26 protein-coding genes (1 of these 26 running past the window's edge) are annotated in these 26,049 nt (G+C 63.7%); 17 read left to right on the top strand and 9 right to left on the bottom strand.

The features are described 5' to 3' along the window. The 3 genes from hrpB to RTCK_RS16730 form a co-directional block, all read left to right on the top strand. Positions 1-2,481, top strand: partial view of an ATP-dependent helicase HrpB gene (hrpB, locus tag RTCK_RS16740; protein WP_142593618.1) — the 3' portion only. 3 nt of this gene lie to the left of the window's left edge; 2,481 of the gene's 2,484 nt are visible here — the last part of the coding sequence; its start codon lies off the left edge, out of view; its stop codon occupies positions 2,479-2,481. A gap of 48 nt (positions 2,482-2,529) precedes the next feature. After that, positions 2,530-3,873: an ActS/PrrB/RegB family redox-sensitive histidine kinase gene (locus RTCK_RS16735; protein WP_142522356.1), complete on the top strand. Its 1,344-nt coding sequence runs from the start codon at positions 2,530-2,532 to the stop codon at positions 3,871-3,873. A gap of 72 nt (positions 3,874-3,945) precedes the next feature. Next, a complete protein-coding gene (locus tag RTCK_RS16730) occupies positions 3,946-4,521 on the top strand; it encodes an ActR/PrrA/RegA family redox response regulator transcription factor (protein WP_142522357.1) in 576 nt (191 codons plus the stop codon). Between the two features lie 3 nt (positions 4,522-4,524). Here RTCK_RS16730 and RTCK_RS16725 read toward each other — a convergent pair whose 3' ends face one another. Then, complete coding sequence (locus RTCK_RS16725; protein ID WP_142522358.1) at positions 4,525-5,013, bottom strand: MmcB family DNA repair protein; 489 nt, start codon at positions 5,011-5,013, stop codon at positions 4,525-4,527. 172 nt (positions 5,014-5,185) lie between these two features. Here RTCK_RS16725 and RTCK_RS16720 point away from each other — a divergent pair, with 172 nt between their 5' ends. Continuing rightward, positions 5,186-5,848, top strand: a complete 663-nt coding sequence (locus tag RTCK_RS16720) for a L,D-transpeptidase (RefSeq protein WP_142593617.1) — start codon at positions 5,186-5,188, stop codon at positions 5,846-5,848. A 59-nt stretch (positions 5,849-5,907) separates the two neighbouring features. On the opposite strand, the gene RTCK_RS16715 is transcribed toward RTCK_RS16720, so the two are convergent. From RTCK_RS16715 to hslV, 5 genes are all read right to left on the bottom strand, one after another. Further along, the gene (locus RTCK_RS16715; protein ID WP_142593616.1) at positions 5,908-8,079 is read right to left on the bottom strand and encodes a malate synthase G; all 2,172 of its coding nucleotides are present in this window, start codon (positions 8,077-8,079) and stop codon (positions 5,908-5,910) included. Positions 8,080-8,150: 71 nt separating this feature from the next. Continuing rightward, positions 8,151-9,551, bottom strand: a complete 1,401-nt coding sequence (locus RTCK_RS16710) for a cytochrome P450 (RefSeq protein ID WP_142593615.1) — start codon at positions 9,549-9,551, stop codon at positions 8,151-8,153. Between the two features lie 42 nt (positions 9,552-9,593). Beyond that, positions 9,594-10,523 (bottom strand): DUF1402 family protein, encoded by a 930-nt coding sequence (locus tag RTCK_RS16705; protein WP_235988732.1) that lies wholly within the window; start codon positions 10,521-10,523, stop codon positions 9,594-9,596. A 196-nt stretch (positions 10,524-10,719) separates the two neighbouring features. Further along, entirely contained in the window at positions 10,720-12,027 is a 1,308-nt protein-coding gene (gene hslU, locus RTCK_RS16700) for an ATP-dependent protease ATPase subunit HslU (RefSeq protein ID WP_142593614.1), read from the bottom strand. A 71-nt stretch (positions 12,028-12,098) separates the two neighbouring features. Further along, entirely contained in the window at positions 12,099-12,623 is a 525-nt protein-coding gene (gene hslV, locus RTCK_RS16695) for an ATP-dependent protease subunit HslV (RefSeq protein WP_142593613.1), read from the bottom strand. A 183-nt stretch (positions 12,624-12,806) separates the two neighbouring features. On the opposite strand from hslV, the gene hisB reads away from it, so the two are divergent. Genes hisB through coaA form a run of 7 tightly spaced genes read left to right on the top strand, consistent with a single transcriptional unit; the run spans position 12,807 to position 17,399 of the window. Next, positions 12,807-13,412 carry an imidazoleglycerol-phosphate dehydratase HisB gene (gene hisB / locus RTCK_RS16690; protein ID WP_142522364.1) on the top strand — a complete coding sequence of 202 codons (606 nt, stop codon included), beginning with the start codon at positions 12,807-12,809 and terminating at the stop codon, positions 13,410-13,412. 17 nt (positions 13,413-13,429) lie between these two features. Further along, positions 13,430-13,909 (top strand): DUF2628 domain-containing protein, encoded by a 480-nt coding sequence (locus RTCK_RS16685; RefSeq protein ID WP_185928030.1) that lies wholly within the window; start codon positions 13,430-13,432, stop codon positions 13,907-13,909. Next, the gene (hisH, locus tag RTCK_RS16680; protein ID WP_142593612.1) at positions 13,909-14,559 is read left to right on the top strand and encodes an imidazole glycerol phosphate synthase subunit HisH; all 651 of its coding nucleotides are present in this window, start codon (positions 13,909-13,911) and stop codon (positions 14,557-14,559) included. The genes RTCK_RS16685 and hisH overlap by 1 nt, the downstream gene beginning before the upstream one ends. A gap of 1 nt (position 14,560) precedes the next feature. Next, positions 14,561-15,304: a 1-(5-phosphoribosyl)-5-[(5-phosphoribosylamino)methylideneamino]imidazole-4-carboxamide isomerase gene (gene hisA / locus RTCK_RS16675; RefSeq protein ID WP_142593611.1), complete on the top strand. Its 744-nt coding sequence runs from the start codon at positions 14,561-14,563 to the stop codon at positions 15,302-15,304. Continuing rightward, positions 15,301-16,077, top strand: coding sequence for an imidazole glycerol phosphate synthase subunit HisF (hisF, locus tag RTCK_RS16670; RefSeq protein WP_142593610.1), 777 nt, complete (start codon positions 15,301-15,303; stop codon positions 16,075-16,077). The genes hisA and hisF overlap by 4 nt, the downstream gene beginning before the upstream one ends. An 18-nt stretch (positions 16,078-16,095) precedes the next feature. Further along, the gene (locus tag RTCK_RS16665) at positions 16,096-16,416 is read left to right on the top strand and encodes a phosphoribosyl-ATP diphosphatase (RefSeq protein WP_142593609.1); all 321 of its coding nucleotides are present in this window, start codon (positions 16,096-16,098) and stop codon (positions 16,414-16,416) included. Next, positions 16,413-17,399, top strand: a complete 987-nt coding sequence (gene coaA / locus RTCK_RS16660; RefSeq protein ID WP_142593608.1) for a type I pantothenate kinase — start codon at positions 16,413-16,415, stop codon at positions 17,397-17,399. The genes RTCK_RS16665 and coaA overlap by 4 nt, the downstream gene beginning before the upstream one ends. On the opposite strand, the gene RTCK_RS16655 is transcribed toward coaA, so the two are convergent. The 3 genes from RTCK_RS16655 to RTCK_RS16645 all read right to left on the bottom strand — a co-directional run bounded on the left by RTCK_RS16655 (position 17,400) and on the right by RTCK_RS16645 (position 20,157). Next, positions 17,400-18,011, bottom strand: coding sequence for an alpha-ketoglutarate-dependent dioxygenase AlkB family protein (locus tag RTCK_RS16655; protein WP_142593607.1), 612 nt, complete (start codon positions 18,009-18,011; stop codon positions 17,400-17,402). 3 nt (positions 18,012-18,014) lie between these two features. Then, positions 18,015-18,449 (bottom strand): alternative ribosome rescue aminoacyl-tRNA hydrolase ArfB, encoded by a 435-nt coding sequence (arfB, locus tag RTCK_RS16650; protein WP_142522371.1) that lies wholly within the window; start codon positions 18,447-18,449, stop codon positions 18,015-18,017. 97 nt (positions 18,450-18,546) lie between these two features. Then, the gene (locus tag RTCK_RS16645; RefSeq protein WP_142593606.1) at positions 18,547-20,157 is read right to left on the bottom strand and encodes a phosphoenolpyruvate carboxykinase; all 1,611 of its coding nucleotides are present in this window, start codon (positions 20,155-20,157) and stop codon (positions 18,547-18,549) included. A 327-nt stretch (positions 20,158-20,484) separates the two neighbouring features. Here RTCK_RS16645 and RTCK_RS16640 point away from each other — a divergent pair, with 327 nt between their 5' ends. The 6 genes from RTCK_RS16640 (at position 20,485) to ahcY (ending at position 25,861) form a co-directional block, all read left to right on the top strand. Next, positions 20,485-21,207, top strand: a complete 723-nt coding sequence (locus RTCK_RS16640) for a response regulator transcription factor (protein WP_142522373.1) — start codon at positions 20,485-20,487, stop codon at positions 21,205-21,207. A gap of 96 nt (positions 21,208-21,303) precedes the next feature. Continuing rightward, positions 21,304-23,064 (top strand): stimulus-sensing domain-containing protein, encoded by a 1,761-nt coding sequence (locus RTCK_RS16635; RefSeq protein ID WP_142593750.1) that lies wholly within the window; start codon positions 21,304-21,306, stop codon positions 23,062-23,064. Continuing rightward, complete coding sequence (locus RTCK_RS16630) at positions 23,061-23,531, top strand: HPr kinase/phosphorylase (RefSeq protein ID WP_142593605.1); 471 nt, start codon at positions 23,061-23,063, stop codon at positions 23,529-23,531. Before RTCK_RS16635 ends, RTCK_RS16630 begins: the two co-directional genes overlap by 4 nt. Positions 23,532-23,647: 116 nt before the next feature. Continuing rightward, positions 23,648-24,049, top strand: coding sequence for a PTS sugar transporter subunit IIA (locus RTCK_RS16625; RefSeq protein WP_142593604.1), 402 nt, complete (start codon positions 23,648-23,650; stop codon positions 24,047-24,049). A 10-nt stretch (positions 24,050-24,059) separates the two neighbouring features. Beyond that, a complete protein-coding gene (locus RTCK_RS16620) occupies positions 24,060-24,335 on the top strand; it encodes an HPr family phosphocarrier protein (protein WP_142522376.1) in 276 nt (91 codons plus the stop codon). A gap of 125 nt (positions 24,336-24,460) precedes the next feature. Further along, complete coding sequence (gene ahcY, locus RTCK_RS16615) at positions 24,461-25,861, top strand: adenosylhomocysteinase (RefSeq protein WP_142593603.1); 1,401 nt, start codon at positions 24,461-24,463, stop codon at positions 25,859-25,861. The last annotated feature ends 188 nt before the right edge of the window (positions 25,862-26,049 follow it).

Raw genomic sequence — 26,049 nt, 5'->3', positions numbered from 1 at the left:
CCGGCTATCGAGGGAGCCGACGCCGGCCTTCCGGAGCTTCCCGTAAAGGCGGTCCTGCCGCAGATCCTTTCCGCCTTCGCGTCGGGAAGGCGGGCGATCCTCTCGGCACCACCGGGGGCCGGCAAGACGACGCTCGTGCCGCTGGCGCTGCTCGGCGAGGCCTGGTGCGACGGAAAGATCGTCCTTCTCGAACCGCGGCGCCTTGCCGCCCGGGCCGCTGCAGCGCGGATGGCCGAACTGCTCGGAGAACAGGTGGGCCAGACGGTGGGCTACCGGATGCGGCTCGACACCCGGATCTCGGCGAAAACCCGGATCGAGGTGGTAACGGAAGGCGTCTTCGCCCGAATGGTGCTGGAGGAACCGGATCTTGCCGGAGTCTCCGCCGTCCTCTTCGATGAATTCCACGAGCGGTCGCTGGATGCGGATTTCGGGCTGGCACTGGCGCTCGACGTGCAATCCGGTCTGCGGGAGGATCTGAGGATCCTGGTGATGTCCGCGACGCTCGACATCGAGCGGGTGGCGGTTCTCCTGGACCATCCTCCCGCGATCGTCAGCGAGGGGCGCAGCTTCCCGATCGAGATCCGCCACCGCGACCGCCCCCCCGGGGAACGCCTCGAAGAGAGCGTCGCACGGGCCGTCATCGAGGCGCAGCGGAGCGAGGCCGGGTCGATCCTGGCCTTCCTGCCGGGACAGGGGGAGATCCTGCGGACGGCGGAGCGGCTGGAGGGACGCTTCGGCGAGGAGACGGTGGTGGTGCCCCTCTACGGGAACCTGACCCAGACGGAGCAGGACCTGGCGATCCGGCCGGCTCCGCCCGGCCGACGCAAGATCGTGCTGGCGACATCGATCGCGGAGACTTCGATCACCATCGACGGGGTGCGGATCGTCATCGACAGCGGCCTTCAACGGCTTCCGGTCTTCGAGGCATCCACGGGCATTACACGGCTGGAGACGGTGCGCGTTTCCCGCGCCTCGGCGGAACAGCGGGCCGGGCGCGCCGGACGAACGGAGCCGGGGATCGCCGTCAGGCTCTGGCATCCCGGGCAGACGGCTTCGCTGGCAGCCTTCACGCCGCCCCAGATTCTTTCCACCGACCTGTCCCAGCTGGCACTGGACCTCGCCTTCTGGGGCGTCCGGGATGCAGGCGCGCTACGGTTCCTCGATCCTCCGCCGGCGCCGGCGCTGGCGGAAGCGCGCGCCCTTCTGGTGCAACTGGGAGCTCTCGATCCCAAGCAGCAATCGCTGACGGAAAGAGGGCGCCTGATGCGCCGCCTCGCCTTGCCTCCGCGGCTGGCGGCAATGGTGATCGCCGCTGCCGAGGAGGGGCTCGGAACGCAGGCCTGCGAGCTGGCCGTCCTGTTGACCGAACAGGGGCTGGGCGGCAGCGAGATCGATCTCAACGAAAGGCTTCGCCGCTTCCGTGCCGAGCGCAGCCAGCGGGCACAGGCGGCGCGATCCCTGGCGGAGCGGATCGCCCGCGCCCTGCCGAAGGCTTCCGAACCGGCGGCATCCATGCCATCCGCCGGACGACTGCTCCTGCACGCATTCCCGGATCGCGTGGCGCTGCAACGGGGCGGGCGAGGCCGCTATGTGATGGCAAACGGACGGGGTGCCGAGCTGCCCGAGACGGAGCGGCTCGCCGCCTCTCCCATGCTGGTGATCGCCGACCTGACCGGGCGGGCGGAGAAAGGGCGGATCGTTTCTGCGGCGGAGGTGGACCGGAGGGAGGTCCTGGAGGATCTCGAACCATCGATCATCCGCGGCGAGGAATGCTTCTTCGACCGGCAGAGCCGACAGGTCCGCGCCCGGCGGGTGACGCGGCTCGGCGCTCTGGTGTTCGAAGAGGCCCCGCTTCCGAGGCCCGCAGGGGAGGACGCTGCACGGGCGCTGGCCGGGGGCCTGCGCGATCTCGGCATCGGGGCGCTGCCCTTCTCCAGGGACGCACACCATCTGCGTCAGCGGCTCGGCTTCCTCTACCGCACGGCGGGAAAGCCGTGGCCGGATGTCTCCGACCAGGCTCTTCTCACTCGCCTCGAGGAGTGGTTCGTTCCCTTCCAGGCCGGCGTCACGAGCCTCGACGGGATCAATCCCGGCAGCCTGACGGAAGGTCTTCGTTCGCTGGTGCCACATGAGCTCCAGCGGCAGATCGATGCTCTGGCACCGACGCATTTCGAGGCCCCGACCGGACAGAGGCACCCGATCCGCTATGACGGGGAAGAGCCCGTGCTGGCGATCCGTGTGCAGGAAATGTTCGGGCTGAAGGCGCACCCTTCCATCGCCGACGGGCGCCTGCCGCTTCTCCTGGAACTGACGTCTCCCGCACACCGGCCGATCCAGACCACCCGTGACCTGCCAGGCTTCTGGGCCGGTTCGTGGAAGGATATCCGCGCCGAGATGCGGGGGCGATATCCGAAGCACTTCTGGCCCGAGGATCCCGCCGAAGCGATACCGACCCATCGTGCCAAGCCTCGGGGGACGTGACAGAATGCCGCCTCGGGCAGGACAGCGTGACATTGTAAGGACCTCGGCATGAGCGGAAGGCAGGCATCGGGCGCCACAACCCGGAAAACCGTCGAGACATCGGCCACAAGGGAGTTCCACTCCCGGCCGCTTACCCGCCGGTTCCGCCTGCAGACACTGGTGCGGCTGAGATGGCTGGCGGTGGCAGGTCAGACACTGACCGTGCTTGCCGTGGACCTTCTGCTTGCCTTCCCGCTACCGCTTCTGGAGGCGGCCTTCCTGATCGGCGCGCTGGCGCTTGCCAACGTCATGCTGTCGCTGTGGTTTCCGCCGACGCACCGGCTCGGGCCGAAATCGGCGCTGGCGCTCCTGAGCTTCGACCTCCTGCAGATGGCGGCGTTGCTGTTCATCACCGGCGGGCTCGCCAATCCGTTCGCTCCACTGATCTGCGTGCCGGTAATCATATCCTTCGCGTCCCAGCCGCTCCGGCATTCGATCCCGCTGATCCTGCTGGCGATCGCCTGCACCACGGCGCTGGCCTTCTCTCCCTATCCGCTTCCCTGGTATCCGGACCAGACGCTGCGCCTGCAGCCGGTGATGCAGCTCGGCATCTGGTGCGCGATCGCCTCGATGATGTGCTTTGCCGCATTCTACGCCTATCGCGTCTCCAACGAGGCGACGCTGCTCGCCGATGCGCTGGCGGCGACCGAACTCGTGCTGGAGCGGGAGAAGCACCTGTCCCAGCTCGACGGACTAGCGGCGGCGGCAGCGCATGAGCTGGGAACGCCGCTCGCCACGATCAGCGTGGTGGCCAAGGAGATGGAACGGGAATTCGGCGACGACGAGCGCCTGCGCGACGACGTGCAGTTGCTGCGCAGCCAGAGCGAACGCTGCCGCGACATCCTGCAGCGCCTGACCTCGCTTTCCGCTGCCAGCGAGGAGCACATGCGGCGCCTGCCGCTCTCTTCCATGATCGAAGAGGTGATCGCGCCGCACCGCCAGTTCGGTATCGAGATCTCGCTGGTCGAGCTGGGAGAGCGCGCAACCGAACCGGTCTGCATGCGCAATGCCGGGATCCTCTACGGCCTCGGCAACCTGGTGGAGAACGCGGTGGACTATGCCCGCAGCAGGGTTACGCTGACGGTGGAGCATGATCGCGACCATGTCACCGTCGTGATCGAGGATGACGGAGCCGGCTATTCCCCGGATATTCTTTCTCGCATCGGCGAACCCTATATGACAAAAAGGAACAAAGAAGTCGAACGGGCCGGCGGCCTGGGGCTCGGCCTGTTCATCGCCAAGACGCTGCTCGAACGCTCGGGCGCGAGACTGGTATTCGAGAACCGCAGCGGCAACGAGGCGGGTGCACGGATACGGGTGGAGTGGCTACGCCCGATGCTCGAGGAAGGATAGCAGGCATTGCTGGCGGGAAGGGCAACTGCGCGACGTGGTTCCTGCCCCCCGCAATGCCTCTGGAGAGAAGACATGGAAAGAGACGCAAGCCATTCAGCAACCGAACCGGATGAGGCGATCGGCGCAGATCGCACGCTCCTGATCGTCGACGACGACGGGCCTTTCCTGCGACGCCTCGCACGCGCCATGGAAGGCCGCGGCTTTGCGGTCGAGGTCGCCGAATCGGTTGCCGAAGGCATCGCGAAGTCCAGGCTTCGTCCTCCGAAGTATGCCGTGGTCGATCTTCGGCTCGGGGACGGAAACGGGCTCGACGTGATCGAGGCCATCCGGCAGCAGCGGGAGGACACCAAGGCGATCGTCCTCACCGGATACGGCAATATCGCCACGGCCGTCACCGCGGTTAAGCTGGGTGCGCTCGATTACCTCGCCAAGCCTGCCGATGCCGACGATGTCTTCCACGCCCTGACGCAGAAGCCCGGAGAGAAGGCGGACGTACCGGAAAATCCGATGTCGGCCGACCGCGTCCGGTGGGAGCATATCCAGCGCGTCTACGAGATGTGCGAGCGGAACGTCTCCGAAACCGCGCGCCGGCTCAACATGCATCGGCGGACGCTACAGCGGATCCTCGCCAAGCGCGCACCGAAATAGCCTCTAGATCTCGTCGAAACTCTTGCCGGTCGCCCATTCCGCCATCATCAACCGCCGGGCCGCCGCACGCGAGAAGTTCAGCATCACCGCCTTGCGGGTCGCCGGCGCCAGCCGGTGGTCCGGTGCGTCCCGCATCAGGTGCGCACCATATCCGTCGGACAGGAGCAGCCCGCATTCTTCCGGGAAGATGTCGAGCGGCACCTCCCGGTGGGTCGCAAAAAACAGACGGTCGCAGTAGGCGCGATAGTCCGGCCACTTGCAGTCCACCCGAAAGTCCTCGACCGACGTCTTTATCTCGATGATCCAGATCTCGCCCTTTTCCGAGACCGTAACGAGGTCGGCCCTTCGGCCATTCGCCAGGACGAGTTCGGGCAGGGTCGCATGACGCATCTCGTCGAGCAGGATCTGGAGGCCACGGCGGACCATCATGGCGCGCGCCGATTGGCGGCCGTCGATGAGCGGATTATCGTTGGCGATGCTGACGAGGGTCATGTGTCCGTTCTAGCCAGGTCAACTTGTTGCAAAAAAGGCAATGTGGTCGTCAATCGTGGCGACCGCTCCCATCGAGCCAGCGCCGCGACTTGCCAAGGCAACCTTATTTGAAAATAACGCAGTAACAAAGACGGTTCCCGTCTGCGTCGCTCATCCATTTCACGAGAACTCCATGCGCAGCCGCACAAGCATGACCGTATTCGGCCTCCTGGCAAGCATTGCCCTGGCCGGATGCTCCACCACGTCCGAAACGACCGAGGTCACCCGGGTCGAGACAAGCAAGATCTTCACCGATTCCTACGGCACGGTGACCGACGCCGGATACGCCCTTCCCGCAATTCCGATCAACCGGCTGGACAAGAAGTTCCATCGCCAGATCGTTGAGTACGCGACCCAGGAAAAGCCGGGCACCATCGTCGTCAACACCCGCGAGCGCTTCCTCTACTATATCCTGCCGGGCGGCAAGGCAGTGCGTTACGGCATCGGGGTCGGCAAGCAGGGCTTTTCCTGGTCGGGCGAGGCCTATATCGCCTGGAAGCAGGCCTGGCCGACATGGCATCCGCCGAAGGAAATGGCCGCGCGCAAGCCGGACGTCGCCCGCTATGTGGAGGCCGGCATGGGGCCAGGGTTGAACAACCCGCTCGGCGCGCGCGCCATGTATCTGTTCAACGAGAAGGGCCAGGATACACTCTTCCGCCTGCACGGCACGCCGGAATGGTCGTCCATCGGCACGGCCGCCTCCTCGGGCTGCATCCGCCTCATGAACCAGGACGTGATCGATCTCTACAACCGCGTGCGGCCGGGCCGCGGCGCCAAGGTCGTCGTCATCCAGTAGCAAGCGGCCATGTCGGAATCAAAGAGGCCGCCGGAGCGATCCGGCGGCCTCTTTTTCGTTCATCCCTGCAGCTTTGCTTTCAGTTCCAGGCGGCGCCGGTGCAGGACCGGCTCGGTGTATCCGTTGGGCTGTTCGCGGCCCTTGAGAACCAGGTCGAGGGCCGCCTGGAAGGCGACCGAATCATCGAAGTTCGGTGCCATGGGGCGATAGAGCGGATCGCCGGCGTTCTGGCCGTCGACGACTGCCGCCATGCGCTTCATCGTCTCGACGATCTGCTCTTCGCCCACCACCTTGTGATGAAGCCAGTTCGCCATGTGCTGGGCCGAGATGCGCAGCGTGGCGCGGTCTTCCATCAGGCCGATATCGTTGATGTCAGGCACTTTGGAGCAGCCCACGCCCTGGTCGATCCAGCGGACGACATAGCCGAGGATCCCCTGCGCGTTGTTGTCCAGTTCGCGCTGGATCTCCTCCGGCGTCCAGTTGGGGCGTGAGACCACCGGAACGGACAGGATGTCGGAAAGCCTGGCGCGCGCCCGGCTCTTCAGTCCTGCCTGCACCTCCGCCACGTTGACCTTGTGATAATGCGTCGCGTGCAGCGTCGCCGCCGTCGGCGACGGCACCCAGGCCGTATTGGCGCCGGCCTTGGGATGGGCGATCTTCTGCTGCAGCATGGCCGCCATCAGATCCGGCATGGCCCACATGCCCTTGCCGATCTGCGCCTGGCCGGACAAGCCGCATTCCAGTCCGATATCGACATTCCAGTTCTCGTAGGCGGCAATCCAGGCGGCCTGCTTCATGTCGCCCTTACGGATCATCGGGCCGGCTTCCATCGAGGTATGGATCTCGTCGCCCGTGCGGTCGAGGAAGCCGGTGTTGATGAAGACCACGCGCTCGCGGGCGGCGCGGATGCATTCCTTGAGGTTCACCGTGGTCCGGCGCTCCTCGTCCATGATGCCCATCTTCATCGTGTTGGTCGGCATGCCGAGCGCCTCCTCGACGCGCGCGAAGATCTCGCAGGCAAAGGCCACCTCTTCCGGCCCGTGCATCTTCGGCTTCACCACATACATCGAGCCGAGGCGCGAGTTCTGCCGGCGGCCGTTCGGGCCGATGTCGTGCAGTGCGATGAGCGCCGTCACCATGGCATCCATGATGCCCTCCGGCACCTCGCGGCCCTCCTGATCGAGGATGGCGGGGTTGGTCATCAGGTGCCCGACATTGCGCACCAGCATCAGAGAGCGGCCTTTCAGGTCCGCAGCACTGCCATCGGCAGCCGTGTAGGCAAAGTCCGGCTCCAGCTTGCGGGTAAAGGTCCGGCCGCCCTTGGTCACCTCCTCCTGGAGATCGCCCTTCATCAGGCCGAGCCAGTTACCGTAGACCAGCACCTTGTCCTCGGCGTCGACCGCAGCGACCGAATCCTCGCAGTCCATGATCGTGGTGATCGCCGATTCCAGCCGGACGTCGGAAATCTTCGCCGGATCGTCCTTGCCGATCGCCGTGCCGGGATCAATCAGAACCTGAATATGAAGGCCGTTGCGGCGAAGGATCAGGCTTTCCGGTCGCGAGCCCTCGCCGGTATGGCCGACGAACTGTGCGGGATCGGCCAGTTCCACCGTGCGCCCTTCCGGCCCGGCGGCCGTTAGCCGACCGGCGGAAACGATGAGGCTCGTTATATCGCTCCAGCTCGCGCCGGACAGCGGCGCCGACTGGTCGAGGAAGGCCCGCACCCATGCGATGACCTTGGCGCCGCGGGCGGGATTGTAGCCCCTGCCTTTTTCCGCCCCGTCATCTTCCGGAATCGCATCCGTGCCGTAAAGCGCGTCATAGAGGGAGCCCCATCGTGCATTGGCGGCATTCAGCGCATAGCGCGCGTTCATTACCGGCACGACAAGCTGCGGCCCGGCAATCTCGGCAATCTCCGGATCCACGTTCTGCGTCGATACGGTGAAATCCGGGCCCTCCGGCAGCAGATACCCTATGTCGCGCAGGAAGCTCTCATAAGCATCGAGATCGACGGGCGCGCCGTTCCGGCGATACCAGTCGTCCAGCTTTTCCTGCATCTCGTCGCGCTTGGACAGCAGCGCACGATTCTTGGGCGCCAGATCGGACACGATCCGGGCGAACTGCGAGAAGAAGCGTTCCGCATCCACGCCGGTGCCGGGGATCGCCTTCTGCACGAGGAAGTCGTGCAACTCTTCGTCTATCGCGAGCCCGTTCTTGTCGATGCGCGCCATGCAGGCGTCCTCCTCTGTCATTCACCACTGCCGCTGCCAATTTGCGCGGGGAGCTGTCGCTGTCAATGCGCCTATGGGCGAAGCCGAGGACTGACCCGCATCGGCAGGCCATCGCGCGGCTGGGTCGTCAGCTTCTGGACCGGCCAGGGCTTCGTCTCCGGCGTCAGGTCGAACCGATGACGGCTCATCAGCACCGCAAGGGCAATGACGGCTTCCTGCATGGCGAAGGTTGCGCCGATGCAGACCCGCGGGCCGACACCGAAGGGAAGGTACTGGAAGCGGCTGATGCTGTCCCGGTTCTCCGGCAGGAAGCGTTCCGGCATGAAGGCGCGCGGCTTCTCCCAGTAGAGCTCGTGCCGGTGCAGCGTCCAGGGCATGATGAGAACCGTCACGCCGGCGTTTATTTTCACACTCCTGCCGTCCGGGCTCTGCCACTCGTCATCGGCGATCGCCGCACGATTGAGCGACGGCGCGGGCGGATAGAGCCGCAAGGCCTCTTCGAAGGCCGCGCGAACCCAGGGCATTCGGTCCAGCCACTCCACCGGATCGGCACCGGTGGAAAGCACCTGATCGATCTCCGCCTCCATCCGCTCCCGAACCTGCGGCGTGTTGGCGACGCAATAGAGGGTCCAGGCCAGGGCACGCGCCGTTGTCTCATGCCCGGCGCCGATGAACGTCAGGATGTTGTCCTCGATCTCCTCCATCGTCAGCCCGTCGGGCCCCTCGAGCGCCAGAAGCAGCGTCAGGAAATCCTGGGGCACGCGGTCGGGATCGTCCCGCATTTTCCTCTGCCGCAGGGCCATGGTCTTCGCGACGATTTCACGGAACTTGCCGAGGACGCGCTTGCCGCCGATGCGGGTGAACCGCGGCACCCAGGGAGGCGCGCGAAGGAGGTCCATCGGGTCCACGCGGCCCATACGGTGGAGCAGACTGTCGACGTCGTCCGAGAAATCCTTGCTTTCGGTAACGATCTCGCCGGAAAAGAGGGTCTCAGACAGAATGGCGAAGGTGAGTTCCGTCATGTCGACGGAAATGTCGAAGACCTTCCCTTCACCGGCTCCCGCATATTTTTCAGCGTATTCCTCCGACTTGCGCAGCATCTGGCCGGCGAAGCCCTTGGCGTGACGGGGCGTGAAGACCGGGGCCATGGCCTTGCGCGACCGCTTCCAGACCTCTCCCTCGGCAGTCAGCAGCCCGTCCCGCAGGATCGGCCGCAGAATAAGCTGCCGGATCTCGGACATCTCATAGTTTCGCGCATTGTCGACGAGGACGTGGCGGATGAGACCCGGATCGTTGACGATCAGGGTCCGTTCCTTGAAGAACCTGGTCTCGATCCAGGGCAGCGTATAGGACGGCACCCCCCATAGTTCCAGCGGGTTGTCGAGGACAGTGCGGATGATCTGAAGCCGCGAGGGCGGGATGGTCCGCGGGATGGGAGCCGGCGGAACGAACGGCTCGAGGCGCATATCCATCGGACGCTCCCGAAGCTGGTGGCAAACCAGCAATATCAGAACTCAGAGGAGCGATTTCAACTCCGGGAGCTTCTCGTTGACAAGCCACCCATAGTAGTTTTCTTCCGGCAATCCGCCGCGCGCCTTCAGCATCGCGGCCCGCTCGCGGGACCCGCCCGTATTGTAGAGCGTTGCGGTAATCCCCGGATTGGTGGAGATGTCGACGCCGGCGATGGAGGCATAATCGTCTATGGATTTGCGGATGCTGGCCGCCATGTAGGCCAGCGACTTGTCCGGATCCATGATCGCCTCGTAGACCGCCGCCGCCTTGTTCTCGTCCAGCTTCGGATAGCCGGATGTCTTCGCAACGATATCCGACAGCATAAGGGCCGTCAGGGGATTGACCTGCCCGAGCCCGAAGGTCTGCCCCGCATAGAACGGCTGGAAGAAGACGGCGCTGAACCTGTTGTCCGGGAAGGTGACGCCATCGACCGTGCGGCCCCGGAACCGATCGTTCCATATGGACTCGCGGCAGCTCCACAGGCTGTAGGAATCGGTCTTTCCGGCACATTGGCTGAACTGGGGGCGGGCAACGAATTCGCTTATCGACTCGTCACCATGGCCGAACCGGAACCGGTCCCCGGCATAGGCGGCCGCCTTGATGTAATAGGATTGCAGGCGATCATAGGCATCGACGTTGTACGTATGCTCTCCGACAATGGCTCCGATCATGTGGATCGGCTCGATCCGGTAGGCGGCGGCCGTTGCCTTGATCTTGGCCATCAGCGACTCGTCGGACGCCAGGAGATCGCGGATCTTGTCGTATTTTTCGTCGAATGTCGTGCGACCCGCCCGCGTGCGCCGTGCCGACGCTCCCGGGATCTTCGGCTGCTCGATGTTCCTGTTGCCTTCCGGAACAGGACGCAACCCGCCAGCATCGGCCGCGATCACGCTGCCGAGGACAAAAAGGAACGCCAGGAGAATACGTGTCAAGATTTTCGCACCCGATTTACTTGCCGCGAGGCCGCAGGCCATCGATGCCGGACAGCAACGAACCTGTTCTTGCGCCATGGAGCAAGCGCCTCCCTTAGAAGAAAGGGAGGCTTTGTGTCGAGGATGTTTGCTTCAAAATCCCGTCAGCTTCGAGACGACATTCGCCGCACGTTGCCGCGGCGCCACGTCGCCGCCCTCAGAGGATATAGCGCGACAGGTCCGTATCCGCCGCCAGATCGCCGACATGCTCGCGAACATAGTTCGCATCGACCATCACCGTGCTGCCTGAACGGTCGGGAGCGTTGAAGGAGATTTCGTCCAGCACACGCTCCATGACCGTCTGCAGGCGGCGGGCACCGATATTCTCCACCGACGAGTTGAGGTGCACGGCCACATCGGCCAGTGCGTCTATGGCGTCCTCGGTGAAATCGAGGCTCAGTTGCTCGGTTTCCATCAGCGCCCTGTACTGCCGGATGAGGCTTGCTTCCGTCTCCGTCAGGATGCGGCGGAAATCCTCCTTCGTCAGCGGGCGCAGCTCCACGCGGATCGGCAGCCGGCCCTGCAGTTCCGGCAGAAGGTCGGAAGGCTTCGCCACATGGAAAGCGCCGGAGGCGATGAACAGGATGTGGTCCGTCTTCACCGGTCCATATTTCGTCGCGACCGTCGTTCCTTCGACCAGCGGCAGGAGGTCGCGCTGTACACCCTCGCGGGAAACACCGGCGCCCAGACCGCCGTCGCGGGCCGCGATCTTGTCGATCTCGTCCAGGAAGACGATGCCGTCGTTCTCGACCGCCCGCACCGCCTCCCGCTGGATTACTTCATTGTCGATCAGCTTGTCGGATTCGTCGCGGATCAGTTCGCCGTAGGACTTCGAGACGGTCGTACGCACCTTCTTGGTCCGACCGCCGAGAGCCTTGCCGAACATTTCCGAGAGGTTGAGAACGCCGATATTGGCGCCCGGCATGCCGGGGATCTCGAAGCCCGGCATGCCGGAGCCGGTATCGGCCACCTCGATCTCGATCTCCTTGTCGTCGAGTTCGCCGTTGCGGAGTTTCTTGCGGAAACTGTCCCGGGTGGCGGGCGATGCGGTTGCCCCGACGAGCGCGTCCAGCACCCGCTCTTCCGCGCTCATGTGCGCCTTGGCCTGCACCTCGGCGCGCTTCTTTTCGCGCACCAGGCCGATCCCGACCTCGACGAGATCACGGATGATCTGTTCCACGTCACGGCCGACATAACCGACTTCGGTGAACTTGGTGGCTTCGACCTTGATGAACGGAGCACCCGCCAGCTTTGCCAATCGCCTGGAAATCTCGGTCTTGCCGACACCGGTCGGGCCGATCATCAGGATGTTCTTCGGCATCACCTCGTCGCGCAGGCTTTCGTCGAGCTGCTGGCGGCGCCAGCGGTTGCGCAGCGCAATGGCAACGGCGCGCTTGGCGTCGTGCTGCCCGATGATATGGCGGTCGAGTTCGGAGACGATCTCGCGGGGAGAGAAGTTTGTCATTCCATGTCCTCTTGGCGTTCCTGCCGCCCGGCTTGCAAAAAGCCCGGACGGGGACCCATTGGTGAATGTCGTTACTCGGCGTCCAGCGTCTCGACGACGAGATTGTGGTTGGTATAGACGCAGATTTCGGCGGCGATATCGAGCGCGGTGCGGGCAATCTCCTCCGCCGTCTTGCCGCTGTCCATCAGGGCCCTCGCCGCAGCATAGGCAAAATTACCGCCGGATCCGATGGCGATCGTGCCGTGCTCGGGCTCCAGAACGTCCCCATTGCCGGTGACGGCCAGCGTGATGGTCTTGTCGGCCACCAGCATCATCGCCTCCAGATTGCGGAGATACTTGTCCGTTCGCCAGTCCTTGGCGAGTTCCACCGCGGCCCGCATCAACTGCCCAGGATATTGCTCGAGCTTCTTCTCCAGCCGGTCGAGCAGCGTGAAGGCGTCCGCCGTTGCGCCGGCGAAGCCCGCGATCACCTCACCCTTGCCGATGCGGCGCACCTTGCGGGCATTGCCCTTCATCACCGTCTGGCCGAGGCTCACCTGGCCATCGCCGGCCATGATCACCTTGCCGCCCTTTCGGACCGTTATGATTGTCGTCATCTCTCACCCGTCGTGCCCCTTGGGGCGTTCTTCCTGGGAGGCGTGGGCGCCTCGTTGCCTCCTATGTAAGTGGAGGAAGGCCGATTGCAAACGCACCGGCCGCACTGGTGAGACATCGTGCTTTTGCTGGATATTTCACAGGCCGCCTGTTATGGAGCCCACAACAAACGCATGGAGCAGATGATGGCCGATACAGCCGCGCGCACGGGCTCGGTATCCCGCAAGACCAACGAGACTTCCGTTTCGGTCTCCGTCAATCTGGACGGTACCGGCAGCGCAAGGATCTCGACCGGTGTGGGCTTCTTCGACCATATGCTCGATCAGCTTTCTCGCCACTCGCTGATCGACATGGAGATCGACGTGCAGGGCGACCTGCATATCGACGATCACCATACGGTCGAGGACACCGGTATCGCCATCGGGCAGGCCATCTCCAAGGCGCTCGGCGACCGGCGCGGGATCACGCGCTATGCGTCGCTGGATCTGGCGATGGACGAAACGATGACCAAGGCGGCGGTCGATCTGTCCGGCCGGCCCTTCCTCGTCTGGAATGTCGATTTCAGTTCGCCCAAGATCGGCAGTTTCGACACCGAGCTGGTGCGGGAATTTTTCCAGGCGCTGGCCCAGAACGCCGGCATCACGCTGCATGTCTTCAACTATTACGGCGCCAACAATCACCACATCGCCGAGACCTGCTTCAAGGCCGTTGCCCGCTGCCTCCGCACCGCCACCGAAATCGATGCACGGCAGGCAGGGCGGGTTCCCTCGACGAAGGGCACGCTGACCTGAATGGCCAAGGAGCGATCTTGAAGAGCTATCTCGTTCTGGCGCCGCCCAAGGGCGCCGATCCCGACCCGGCAAAAGCCATCATCCTGGCCGACCGGTTCTCCTGGCTGGCGCTCTTCTTCCCCTGGATCTGGCTCCTGACGAAGCGGCTCTGGCTCGCGGCGGTGGCGGTCTTCCTGGCGCAGATCGCGGCGGTGCAGCTGACACAGATCACCGGTTTCGAGGTCGCCGGCATCCTTCTCGGCTTTGCGATCAACCTCCTGGTTGCGCTGGAAGGGCGGCACTTCTATAGCGAAAGCCTCATCCGGCGGGGGTGGACGCTGGAGGACGTGGTGACGGCCGCGGATCTTGATACCGCCGAGCAAATCTACTTTGCAGGCCTGCCTCAGGCTTCGACGGCGCCGATCGCCGCTGCCAACTGGACCAATTCCGTTCGTCCCCCCTCCGCAGCAGGATGGGATCGTGGCGGGATAGGCCTTTTTGACCAAGGAGGACGCTGATGCGCGTCGCGATCATCGACTACGGCTCAGGCAATCTCCGTTCCGCCGTCAAGGCATTCGAACGGGCCGCCGAGGAAGCGGGCATCGATGCCACGATCGATCTAACGGACAAAGCCGAGGCCGTGGCAAGCGCCGACCGCGTCGTCCTTCCGGGCGTCGGGGCCTATGCCGATTGCCGCGCCGGCCTCGACGCCGTGGCGGGCATGCATGACGCACTCGTGGAGACGGTGGAGCGGAAAGGCCGGCCCTTCCTGGGTATCTGCGTGGGCATGCAATTGATGTCGTCCCGCGGCCTGGAGAAGACAATCACCGAAGGCCTCCGCTGGATCGAAGGCGACGTCCGGGAGATGGAGCCGGCCGACCGGAGCCTGAAGATCCCGCAGATCGGCTGGAATACGCTCACCCTTGGGCGCCCTCACCCGCTCTTCGAGGGAATTCCGACCGGTCCCGACGGGCTGCACGCCTACTTCGTCCATTCCTATCACCTGGTGGCGAGGGACCCGGAGGACGTCGTCGCCACGACCGATTATGGCGGGCCAGTAACCGCCTTCGTGGCACGGGACAACAAGGCGGGATCGCAATTCCATCCCGAAAAGAGCCAGACGCTGGGCCTCGCCCTGATCGCCAATTTCCTTCGCTGGAAGCCCTGACATGATCCTCTTTCCTGCCATCGATCTAAAGGACGGCCAGTGCGTCCGGCTCAAGCTCGGCGACATGGAGCAGGCCACCGTCTACAATCCCGACCCCGCGGCCCAGGCCAAAGCCTTCGAGGCCCAGGGGTTCGAGTGGCTGCATGTCGTCGATCTGAACGGTGCCTTCGCCGGTGAAAGCGTAAACGGCGCCGCAGTTGACGCAATTCTCAAGGCGACGAAGAACCCGGTGCAACTCGGCGGCGGCATCCGGACGCTCGAGCATATCGAAAGCTGGCTGTCGCGCGGTCTGGCGCGCGTCATCCTCGGCACCGTCGCCGTCCGCGACCCGGCGCTCGTCCTGGAGGCCTGCAGGCGGTTTCCGGGCAGGATCGCCGTCGGCATCGATGCCAAGGGCGGCAAGGTCGCGGTCGAAGGCTGGGCCGAGGCCTCCGAATTGGGCGTGATCGAACTGGCGAGGAAGTTCGAAGGTGCCGGCGTATCGGCGATCATCTACACCGACATCGACCGGGACGGGATTCTCACCGGCATCAACTGGGATTCGACTCTGGAGCTCGCGAATGCCGTCTCCATCCCGGTCATCGCCTCCGGAGGGCTCGCCTCCCTGGAGGACATCAAGCGGATGCTGCAGCCGGACGCTGCCCGTTTGGAAGGCGCGATCTCCGGTCGGGCTCTCTATGACGGCCGGATCGACCCGGCCGAAGCACTGGCGCTGATCCGCAAGCACAAGGGAGAGGCAGCATGACCCTCAAGGCCCGTGTCATCCCCTGCCTCGACGTCAAGGACGGACGTGTGGTCAAGGGCGTCAACTTCGTCGACCTGATCGATGCCGGCGATCCGGTCGAGGCCGCCAAGGGCTATGACGCCGCCGGTGCCGACGAACTCTGCTTCCTCGACATCACGGCCTCCTCCGACAATCGCGAGACGATCTTCGATGTGGTGGCGCGCACTGCCGATCATTGCTTCATGCCGCTGACCGTCGGCGGCGGCGTACGCAACGTCGCCGACATCCGCAAGCTGCTGCTCGCCGGTGCAGACAAGGTGTCGATCAATTCGGCCGCGGTGAAAAACCCTGATTTCGTGGCCGAGGCCGCCGACAAGTTCGGCAACCAATGCATCGTGGTGTCCATCGATGCCAAAAAGGTATCGTCGGCCGGTGAGACGGACCGCTGGGAGATCTTCACCCATGGCGGCAGGCAGGCGACAGGCATGGATGCCCTGCAGTTCGCCGCCAAGGTCGTCGAGAAGGGCGCAGGTGAACTCTTGGTGACGTCCATGGATCGGGACGGCACCAAGAGCGGCTACGACATCGCGCTGACCCGCGCGATCGCCGACAGCGTCAGGGTCCCCGTCGTCGCTTCAGGAGGGGTCGGCACGCTCGACGATCTCGTTGCGGGGATCAGGGACGGGCATGCCACCGCCGTGCTGGCGGCCTCCATTTTTCATTTCGGCACCTATACCGTCGGGCAAGCCAAGCGCTACATGGCCGAGAACGGCATTGCGATGCGGCTGCACTGACGCCGCAGGAGACTGAACATGAGCGATTTCTCCCTCAGCGACCTCGAGCGGATCGTCGCATCCCGCGCTAAGGCGTCGCCCGAGGAATCCTGGACCGCAAAACTCGTCGCCTCCGGCCAGGCGAAGGCCGCCAAGAAACTCGGCGAAGAAGCGGTGGAGACGGTGATCGCAGCCGTCTCGCAGGGCCGCCCGGAACTGGTCGGCGAGAGCGCCGACCTCCTCTATCACCTAATGGTCGTATTGAATATCGCCGGCATTCCGCTCGAGGATGTGCTGGAAGAGCTTCAGCGGCGGACGGCCCAGTCCGGCCTGCAGGAAAAGGCGAACCGTCCATCATGACACCGGCAGCGCAACCGGCCGAGAGCCCCGAGCAGTCGCCTTCCGCCAACTACTCGCCCTACCACGTCTTCACGTCCGGCCAATGGGCCCGCTTCCGGGCGGATACGCCGCTGACGCTCACTTCCGACGAGGTGACACGGCTTCGCTCCCTGGACGACCCGATAGACCTCGACGAAGTCCGGCGCATCTATCTGTCGCTGTCGCGCCTTCTCTCGGCTCATGTGGAAGCGTCGCAGTTGCTGTTCCAGCAGCGCAACCGCTTCCTCAGTCTTTCCGATGTCGCCAAGACCCCCTTCGTCATCGGCATTGCAGGATCGGTGGCCGTCGGAAAATCCACCACGGCCCGCATCCTGAAGGAACTCCTGGCGCGCTGGCCCTCGAGCCCGAAGGTGGACCTGATCACCACGGACGGCTTCCTCCATCCCAACGCGATCCTGAGGCGCGAGGATCTGATGGAGCGCAAGGGTTTTCCCGAAAGCTACGATATCGGCGCGCTCCTTCGTTTCCTGTCTGCGATCAAGGCCGGCCAGCCGAACGTGAAGGCGCCGCGCTACTCACACCTGACCTATGATGTCCTGCCGGACGAATTCACCCTCGTCGATCGTCCCGACATTCTGATCTTCGAGGGCATCAACGTCCTCCAGTCGCGCGACCTGCCGGCGGACGGCAAGTTCGTGCCGATGGTCTCGGACTTCTTCGACTTCTCGATCTACATCGACGCCGACGAGGCGCTGATCCACAACTGGTATGTGGAGCGCTTCATGAAGCTGCGGCTGACCGCATTCCGCGACCCCAGCTCGTTTTTCAACCGCTATTCCACGATCAGCGAAGATGCCGCCCGCGCGATTGCCGAGGGCCTCTGGGAGAACATCAACCTCAAGAACCTGAGGCAGAACATCCTGCCGACCCGGCCGCGCGCCGACCTCATCCTCCGCAAGGGTTCCAATCACCTCGTGGAAACCGTGGCACTGAGGAAACTCTGATCAACGCCTCACGCGCCTCAAGGTGAGGTTGATGCGCCCGCCGTTCTTCAGAAGCGTCGACGTTCCCGGGTAGATGCGATCGACACCGTGAAAGCAAAGGCGCGCGGCCCCTCCCAGGATCACGACGTCGCCGCTGGACAGGCGGAGGGAGGTGGTGGAATCCCTTCGATCCGGGCCGCCGATCCTGAACAGGCACGCGTTGCCGAGAGAAAGGGACAGTACGGGCGCCTCGAGGTCCACCTCGTCCTTGTCCTGGTGCATGCCCATCTTCGCTTCATCCGAATAGAAATTGACGAGGCAGGCTTCCGGCGGCTTCGGATATCCCGAACGGGCGTCCCACAGATCCAGGAGTTCTCGAGGAATGGCAGGCCAACCTCGTTTGGTCGTCGGGTGGAAGGCCTGGTACCGGTAGCCCTTCTCCCTATCGGTCACCCAGCCGAGCAGACCGCAATTCGTCATCCGAACGGACATGGGCTTGCCGGTCCGAGGCATCTCCGCAACGTAGAGCGGAGCGTCGGCAACGACCTGCCTGATCTGCTCGACCACGTTTTCCTGTGCCGGCCGATCCAGGTAAGCCGGCAGATACCGGAACCCTTCGGGAAGCGACGCCATCGACTAGTCTCCCGTCGGCTTGCCGCGCATTTTCTTCACCTCGGAACGCCCGGATTTCTCCTTCAGGCGCCGCTCGACGGAACCCTTCGTCGGCTTCGTGACCCGGCGCGGCGGCGGTGGCGGTTCCGCAGCCTTGAGGATCAGTTCCTTCAACCGCTCGCGTGCGTCCTCTCGATTGCGATCCTGGCTGCGAAACCGATTCGCCTCGATCATCAGCACCCCCTCCTTGGAGACCCGCCGGCCGGCAAGACGGATGGCGTTGGCCCTGATGCGCTCGGGCAGCGAAGGAGAGTTCGCAAGATCGAAGAATAACTGGACGGCGGTCGAGACCTTGTTGACGTTCTGCCCGCCCGGCCCTCCGGCCAGCACGAATTGCTCCGTCAGTTCCCAGCCAGCGATGGTGATGCGGTCGTTGATGTAGAGCGGGTTGCTGGCCATGATCTCGTCTCCCCGGCCTCTATCCCACAAAGGGCTTCCAAAGAAAACCGCCGGCCCAGGGGACCGGCGGCTGGAGATGCCCCAACTAGTCTTTCGGTTATTCTGCAGCGTTCAACAGTACGGGCGCGGCGTCGCGGACGCGGCTGTCCACGTGGTCTTCGAACTTTTCGAAGTTGGCGATGAACATCGAGACCAGCTTCTTCGCCTGCACGTCATAGGCGGCACCGTCGGCCCAGGTGGAACGCGGGTCCAGGATCGCCGAATCGACGCCGTCGACCGCAACCGGAACCGCGAAGCCGAAATTCGGGTCGGTGCGGAACTGCGCACTCTTCAGGTCGCCGTTCAAAGCGGCCGTCAGTAATGCGCGCGTCGCCTTGATCGGCATCCGGCGACCGACTCCATAGGCGCCCCCGGTCCAGCCGGTGTTGACGAGCCAGCAATCGACGCCATGGCGGTCGATCAGGTCGCGCAGCAGGTTGCCGTATTCTGCCGGGTGGCGCGGCATGAAGGGTGCACCGAAGCAGGTGGAGAACGTCGCCTCCGGTTCCGTGACACCCTTCTCGGTGCCGGCCACCTTGGCGGTATAGCCGGACAGGAAGTGATACATCGCCTGCTCCGGCGTCAGCTTCGCGATCGGCGGCATCACGCCGAAAGCGTCGGCGGTCAGCATGATGATCGTCTTCGGGTGCGGCGCGATGCCGGTGTCCGATGCATTCGGAATGAAGTGCAGCGGATAGGCGCTGCGCGTATTCTCCGTCAGCGAGGCGTCGTCGAAATCCGGCACCCGGTTCTCGTCCAGCACGACGTTTTCCAACACGGTCCCGAACCGGCGGGTTGCCGCGTAGATCTCCGGCTCCGCTTCTGCGGACAGGCGGATTGCCTTCGCATAGCAGCCGCCTTCGAAGTTGAAGATGCCGTTTTCGCCCCAGCCGTGCTCGTCGTCGCCGATCAGCGTGCGGCTCGGATCCGCAGAAAGGGTCGTCTTGCCGGTGCCGGACAGGCCGAAGAAGACCGCCGCATCACCCGCCGGGCCGACATTGGCGGAGCAATGCATCGGCATGACATGCTTCGCCGGCAGCAGATAGTTGAGGACCGTGAAGACGGACTTCTTGTTCTCGCCCGCGTAGGACGTGCCTCCAATGAGAACGATACCGCGCGTCAGATCGCAGGCGATCACCGTTTCGGTCCGGCAGCCGTGGCGGGCCGGATCTGCCCGGAAGCTCGGAAAATTGATGATCGTCAGCTTCTGCACGAAGTGCTCCAACGAAGCACGGCTCGGACGAATGAGAAGATTGCGGATGAACAGCGCGTGCCAGGCAAACTCCGTGACTACCCGCGTCGGAAGCGCGTTTTCCGGATCGGCGCCGCCGACGAGGTCCTGAACGTAGAGCGTCTTGCCCGCGGCATGCGCAAGCATGTCACGATGCAGGACCTCGAACCGCTCCGGAGACATCGGCCTGTTATTGTCCCACCAGATGACGTTCTCGGTCTGGTCGTCGCGCACCACGAACTTGTCCTTGGGCGACCGTCCGGTATGCTGGCCGGTGATCGCCCGCAGCGCGCCGTCGGCGGTCAGGTCGGCTTCGCAGTTGCGTATCGCCTCCTCGTAGAGCTCGATCTCCGAGAAGTTGTAGTTGACACGGGCAACGTCAGTGAAGCCGATCGCCGCAACCCCGTTGGACGGATTGTAAAGTCCGAGCTCCTGCATGCGCGCCTTCCTTCCTTGGCGTTGATATGTCGCATCAACTAGCTTCACCTCCGACAGAGGGCAAGGGTCATCTTCTGGATAATTCAACGATATCAATAAATTAATCGATTTAAAAAAATTTATTTCTTCTTAAATCGGTTTAATGACGCTTTCAGTTCGGCTGTGGGACCGTCTGGACAAGGTCAAGCCCGAGGGGCACTCCTCGCCCCTCTCCTTCCTTGCCACAATTTGTTCCACCTTTATACTCACAAGGCGCATCTGCGGATTGCCCGATCTGGCTGGGGTAACTCCTGGAGATGCGCAAGAATGGTGATGGAGACAGAGAGCATGCAGACAATCGCCCTCGTGGACGACGACCGCAACATTCTCACCTCGGTGTCGATCGCACTGGAGGCGGAAGGCTACAAGGTCGAGACCTATACCGACGGCGCGTCCGCACTGGACGGACTTCTCGCGAGACCGCCGCAACTGGCTATCTTCGACATCAAGATGCCCCGCATGGACGGAATGGAACTGTTGCGCAGGCTACGGCAGAAGTCCGACATTCCGGTCATCTTCCTGACGTCGAAGGACGAAGAGATCGACGAGCTGTTCGGCCTGAAGATGGGCGCCGACGACTTCATCACCAAGCCCTTCTCCCAGCGTCTGCTGGTGGAGCGCGTGAAGGCGATCCTTCGTCGGGCGAGCGCTCGGGAAACGCTCGCCGGAGTCGGCGCGAAGGCCGGTGCCGACCCGCAACAGGCCCGCACGCTGGAACGCGGGCAGTTGCTGATGGACCAGGAGCGCCACACCTGCACCTGGAAGGGAGAGCCCGTCACCTTGACCGTGACGGAATTCCTGATACTCCACTCGCTGGCGCAGCGACCCGGCGTGGTGAAGAGCCGCGATGCCCTGATGGACGCCGCCTACGACGAGCAGGTCTATGTCGACGACCGCACGATCGACAGTCACATCAAGCGCTTGCGCAAGAAGTTCAAGATGGTTGACGGCGATTTCGACATGATCGAAACGCTCTACGGGGTTGGTTATCGATTCCGCGAGGCAGCCTGACAAGGAACCCGCCTCGAGGAGACGCCGCGCCTGGACGGACAGTGTGCCGGTCCCTTGAAAGGACGAAGCGTGGCAGATCAGCTGCTTGAAGACGACATGCTCGACGGCTCGGAGGCCGAGATGCGCCGCGCGCCGCGGCGGATCTGGTCCCGGCCATTCATCCTCATCCGCCGCATCTTCGGACACGCAGTATTTTCTAGCCTGACGCGGCGGATCCTGTTCTTCAATATCACGGCGACCGTCGTGCTTGTCGGCGGCATCCTTTACCTGAACCAGTTTCGCGAGGGCCTGATCGACGCGCGCGTCGAGAGCCTCCTGACCCAGGGGGAAATCATCGCCGGGGCCATATCGGCGTCGGCATCCGTCGACACAAACTCGATCACCATCGATCCGGAAAAGCTGCTGGAACTCCAGGCAGGCCAAAGCATCACCCCCGTCCCCAACGACGAGGACCTGGATTTTCCGATCGATCCCGATCGCGTCGCGCCCGTTCTGCGCCGGCTGATCTCTCCCACCCGCACTCGCGCCCGCCTGTTCGACGCGGATGCCAACCTGCTTCTCGACTCCCGGCACCTCTACTCCCGCGGCCAGGTCCTGCGCTTCGACCTGCCGCCGGTCGAGCAGGAGACGACGAGCTGGAGCGACTGGATCGCCGGGCTCTTCAACCGGATGCTGCAGCAGCGCGACCTTCCGGTCTACAAGGAAGCCCCCGGCGGCGACGGCTCCATCTATCCGGAGGTCATGAACGCGCTGACGGGCGTACGTGGAGCGGTGGTCCGCATCACGGAGAAGGGGGAGCTGATCGTTTCGGTGGCGGTCCCGGTCCAGCGCTTCCGCGCCGTGCTTGGCGTCCTGCTCCTGTCGACCCAGGCCGGCGACATCGACAAGATCGTCCATGCGGAGCGACTGGCCATCATGCGCGTCTTCGGCGTCGCCACGCTCGTCAACATCCTTCTGTCGCTCCTGTTGTCATCGACGATCGCCAATCCCCTGCGGCGGCTGGCGGCGGCGGCCATCCGGGTTCGCCGCGGGGCCAAGCAGCGCGAGGAGATACCGGATTTTGCCTATCGCCAGGACGAGATCGGCAACCTCTCGATCGCCCTTCGCGAAATGACCACCGCGCTCTACGACCGCATCGACGCGATCGAAAGCTTCGCCGCCGATGTCAGCCACGAACTCAAGAACCCGCTGACCTCCCTCCGCAGCGCCGTCGAGACGCTGCCGCTAGCAAGATCGGACGAGGCGAAGCAGCGCCTCACAGAAATCATCTTCCACGACGTGCGCAGGCTGGACCGGCTGATCAGCGATATCTCCGATGCATCGCGGCTCGATGCGGAGCTTGCTCGTACCGACTCGACGCCGGTCGACCTGCAGGTTCTGCTCGGCAACCTGGTTGATATCTCGCGGCAGATCCGCAGCGGACGCAAGCCGGTCGAGATCGACCTGCTGGTCGACAGCAAGGGCGGAAAGTCCGCCTTCGTCGTCAACGGCCACGACCTGCGGCTCGGGCAGATCATCACGAACCTCATCGAGAATGCCCGTTCCTTCGTGCCGGTGGAAGGCGGCAAGGTGACGATCCGGCTGTTCCAGTCCCGCGGTCGCGTCAACATCACCGTCGAGGACAACGGCCCGGGCATACAGGCAGAAGAAATCGACCGGATCTTCGAGCGCTTCTATACCGATCGGCCCGAAGGAGAGAGCTTCGGCCAGAATTCCGGCCTTGGCCTGTCCATCAGCCGCCAGATTGCCGAAGCCCATAACGGCTCCTTGCGCGCGGAGAACATTGTCGACGCCAGGACCGGCAGCATCAAAGGCGCCCGCTTCATCCTATCGCTGCCGGCCGGAGAACCGGCATGACAAGCCACTCCGCCAACATACACGCCACCGCCGTCGTTGTCGGCGCGGCCGGCCTGCTTTTCATCGGGCCTTCCGGAGCTGGCAAATCGATCACGGCCTTCAACTGCCTGGCAGCAGCGCGGCGGGCGGGCGTCGCCGCCTCGCTCATCGCCGACGACCGCGTGATCGTTTCGTCCGAGGGGGATCGGCTGGTCGCCACATGCCCGCAGAGCATTTCCGGCCTCATCGAGATCCGCGGCAGCGGGATCCTTCGCTTGCCCCATGTCGCCTCCGCACCGCTCAATCTTGCCGTGCTGGTCTGCGATCCTTCCACCGCCGACCGGCTGCCTCCTGCCGACGAGGAGCATAGGATCCCCGATATCGGCAGCCTCCCGCAGATCCGCCTGATGGCCGGGTCCGCCGAGCCCCTGTCGCTTATCGCGTGCTTTTGTCCGGAGATCGGAATTCCGCAGCCGTTTTCTCCCTGATTTCTACGGATTTTTGACTTGCACTTGATCTCTACATGGCCAAGATGGCTGTCCACCGCTGGACGGCTCTTGTGCGATGCGATATGGGCCGAACATTTCCGGAGCAGGGGGAGTTCATGATCGGACTTGTGCTTGTCACCCATGGCAAGCTGGCTGAAGAATTTCGACACGCGCTCGAGCATGTCGTAGGTCCGCAGAAATTCATCGAGACGGTATCGATCGGCCCCGAGGACGACATGGACCAGCGGCGTCAGGACATCGTCCACGCCGTCGAACGCGCCGACAACGGCCACGGCGTCGTCATTCTCACCGACATGTTCGGCGGCACTCCCTCCAACCTCTCGATCTCGGTGATGGATAGCGGCCGGATCGAAGTCATCGCCGGGGTCAACCTGCCCATGCTCATCAAGCTTGCCGGCGTGCGCGGTGAAGACGATATGGACAAGGCCCTTGCCGAGGCCTCGGAAGCCGGGCGCAAATATATCAACGTCGCCAGCCGCGTCCTCAGCGGCAAATAGCGGAAGCAGAATGTCCTCCCCATCCCGCGAACTCCTGATCGTCAACAAGCGTGGCCTGCACGCCCGCGCGTCCGCGAAATTTGTCCAGACCGTCGGCCAGTTCGATGCGGAGGTGACCGTCACCAAGGACGGCACGACCGTCGGCGGAATGTCCATCATGGGCCTGATGATGCTCGCCGCCAGCCCCGGCTGCAGTGTCCATGTGGCGGCATCGGGGCCGCAGGCTCTCGAGGTGTTGGGCGCCCTGGAAAGGCTCGTCGCAGATCGGTTCGGAGAGGAGTCCTGACGGATATAAAGACATAAACACTTCTTTATGTCTCGTTGCGTCCGCTCCGTAACCCTGATAAACCGGCTCTCAAACTGCGAAAGGACGGCTCGCGACGCGGGCGACAATTCCAGATGGAGAGCTTCATGAGCACGGAAAAAGATTACGTCGTTGCCGATATCGGGCTTGCCGCCTACGGCCGCAAGGAACTCGCTATCGCCGAAACCGAGATGCCGGGCCTGATGGCTTGCCGCGACGAATTCGGTGAGAGCAAGCCGCTCAAGGGCGCCCGTATCTCCGGCTCGTTGCACATGACGATCCAGACCGGGGTTCTGATCGAGACTCTGAAGGCGCTCGGCGCCGAGTTGCGCTGGGCCTCCTGCAACATTTTCTCCACGCAGGATCATGCCGCTGCCGCGATCGCCGAGGCGGGCATCCCGGTATTCGCCGTCAAGGGCGAGTCCCTCACCGAATACTGGGAATATACCGACCAGATCTTCCAATGGACCGATGGCGGCTTCTCCAACATGATCCTGGATGACGGTGGCGACGCCACCATGTACATCCTGCTCGGCGCTCGCGCCGAAGCCGGCGAGGACGTGCTTTCCAATCCCGGCTCCGAGGAAGAAGAGATCCTCTTCGCGCAGATCAAGAAGCGCCTCAAGGCGTCGCCTGGCTGGTTCACCAAGCAGCAGGACGCGATCAAGGGCGTGACGGAAGAGACCACCACCGGCGTGCACCGCCTGTACGAGCTCTCCAAGAAGGGGCTGCTGCCCTTCCCGGCGATCAACGTCAACGACTCGGTCACCAAGTCGAAGTTCGACAACAAGTACGGCTGCAAGGAATCGCTGGTGGACGGCATTCGCCGCGGCACCGATGTAATGATGGCCGGCAAGGTTGCCGTCGTCTGCGGCTACGGCGATGTCGGAAAGGGTTCGGCCGCTTCGCTCGCCGGTGCCGGCGCTCGCGTCAAGGTGACGGAAGCAGACCCGATCTGCGCCCTTCAGGCCGCCATGGACGGCTTTGAGGTCGTGCTGCTCGAGGACGTCGTCTCCACCGCCGACATCTTCATCACCACCACCGGCAACAAGGACGTCATCCGCATCGATCACATGCGCGCCATGAAGGACATGGCAATCGTCGGCAATATCGGGCACTTCGACAACGAGATCCAGGTCGCCGCGCTCCGGAACCTCAAGTGGACCAACGTCAAGCCGCAGGTCGACATGATCGAGTTCCCGAAGGGCAACCGCATCATCCTTCTCTCGGAAGGCCGCCTCCTCAACCTCGGCAATGCCACCGGCCACCCCTCCTTCGTCATGTCCGCCTCATTCACCAACCAGACGCTGGCGCAGATCGAGCTCTTCACCAAGCAGGGCCAGTATCAGAACGAGGTCTACATCCTTCCGAAGCATCTCGATGAGAAGGTCGCCCGCCTGCACCTCGCCAAGCTCGGCGTGAAGCTGACGGAGTTGTCCGAAGAACAGGCCGCCTATATTGGCGTCTCGCCGCAGGGTCCGTTCAAGCCGGAACACTACAGGTACTGATTTCTCAATCGGTCTTCCACAACATATTGAAGATCGCGGTCTTGACGGGCCGCGATCTTCTTTTTTGCCCGTGCCCTTCCCGGCGATTCCCTAAGCAAGTATCCTCTTGGACATCGATTCGCTCCTGCTTCGGGCAAGGGCGATGTGGGATGTCTTGTCGAGATGCGGCAATGGACGGAGACAGACCG

The organism is Pseudorhizobium endolithicum (genome assembly GCF_902153245.2).
Lineage (GTDB): Bacteria > Pseudomonadota > Alphaproteobacteria > Rhizobiales > Rhizobiaceae > Neorhizobium > Neorhizobium endolithicum.
Note: the sequence above shows the minus strand (reverse complement) of the source record. Positions and strands in the feature narration are given on the sequence as shown.

Bases quoted from the DNA above. Each gene is read 5' to 3' on its own strand.
- RTCK_RS16735 (WP_142522356.1), top strand. From the start codon at position 2,530: ATGAGCGGAAGGCAGGCATCGGGCGCCACAACCCGGAAAACCGTCGAG.
- RTCK_RS16730 (WP_142522357.1), top strand. From the start codon at position 3,946: ATGGAAAGAGACGCAAGCCATTCAGCAACCGAACCGGATGAGGCGATC.
- RTCK_RS16725 (WP_142522358.1), bottom strand. From the start codon at position 5,013: ATGACCCTCGTCAGCATCGCCAACGATAATCCGCTCATCGACGGCCGC.
- RTCK_RS16720 (WP_142593617.1), top strand. From the start codon at position 5,186: ATGCGCAGCCGCACAAGCATGACCGTATTCGGCCTCCTGGCAAGCATT.
- RTCK_RS16715 (WP_142593616.1), bottom strand. From the start codon at position 8,079: ATGGCGCGCATCGACAAGAACGGGCTCGCGATAGACGAAGAGTTGCAC.
- RTCK_RS16710 (WP_142593615.1), bottom strand. From the start codon at position 9,551: ATGGATATGCGCCTCGAGCCGTTCGTTCCGCCGGCTCCCATCCCGCGG.
- hslU (WP_142593614.1), bottom strand. From the start codon at position 12,027: ATGACAAACTTCTCTCCCCGCGAGATCGTCTCCGAACTCGACCGCCAT.
- hslV (WP_142593613.1), bottom strand. From the start codon at position 12,623: ATGACGACAATCATAACGGTCCGAAAGGGCGGCAAGGTGATCATGGCC.
- hisB (WP_142522364.1), top strand. From the start codon at position 12,807: ATGGCCGATACAGCCGCGCGCACGGGCTCGGTATCCCGCAAGACCAAC.
- hisH (WP_142593612.1), top strand. From the start codon at position 13,909: ATGCGCGTCGCGATCATCGACTACGGCTCAGGCAATCTCCGTTCCGCC.
- hisA (WP_142593611.1), top strand. From the start codon at position 14,561: ATGATCCTCTTTCCTGCCATCGATCTAAAGGACGGCCAGTGCGTCCGG.
- hisF (WP_142593610.1), top strand. From the start codon at position 15,301: ATGACCCTCAAGGCCCGTGTCATCCCCTGCCTCGACGTCAAGGACGGA.
- RTCK_RS16665 (WP_142593609.1), top strand. From the start codon at position 16,096: ATGAGCGATTTCTCCCTCAGCGACCTCGAGCGGATCGTCGCATCCCGC.
- coaA (WP_142593608.1), top strand. From the start codon at position 16,413: ATGACACCGGCAGCGCAACCGGCCGAGAGCCCCGAGCAGTCGCCTTCC.
- RTCK_RS16655 (WP_142593607.1), bottom strand. From the start codon at position 18,011: ATGGCGTCGCTTCCCGAAGGGTTCCGGTATCTGCCGGCTTACCTGGAT.
- arfB (WP_142522371.1), bottom strand. From the start codon at position 18,449: ATGGCCAGCAACCCGCTCTACATCAACGACCGCATCACCATCGCTGGC.
- RTCK_RS16645 (WP_142593606.1), bottom strand. From the start codon at position 20,157: ATGCAGGAGCTCGGACTTTACAATCCGTCCAACGGGGTTGCGGCGATC.
- RTCK_RS16640 (WP_142522373.1), top strand. From the start codon at position 20,485: ATGCAGACAATCGCCCTCGTGGACGACGACCGCAACATTCTCACCTCG.
- RTCK_RS16635 (WP_142593750.1), top strand. From the start codon at position 21,304: ATGCTCGACGGCTCGGAGGCCGAGATGCGCCGCGCGCCGCGGCGGATC.
- RTCK_RS16630 (WP_142593605.1), top strand. From the start codon at position 23,061: ATGACAAGCCACTCCGCCAACATACACGCCACCGCCGTCGTTGTCGGC.
- RTCK_RS16625 (WP_142593604.1), top strand. From the start codon at position 23,648: ATGATCGGACTTGTGCTTGTCACCCATGGCAAGCTGGCTGAAGAATTT.
- RTCK_RS16620 (WP_142522376.1), top strand. From the start codon at position 24,060: ATGTCCTCCCCATCCCGCGAACTCCTGATCGTCAACAAGCGTGGCCTG.
- ahcY (WP_142593603.1), top strand. From the start codon at position 24,461: ATGAGCACGGAAAAAGATTACGTCGTTGCCGATATCGGGCTTGCCGCC.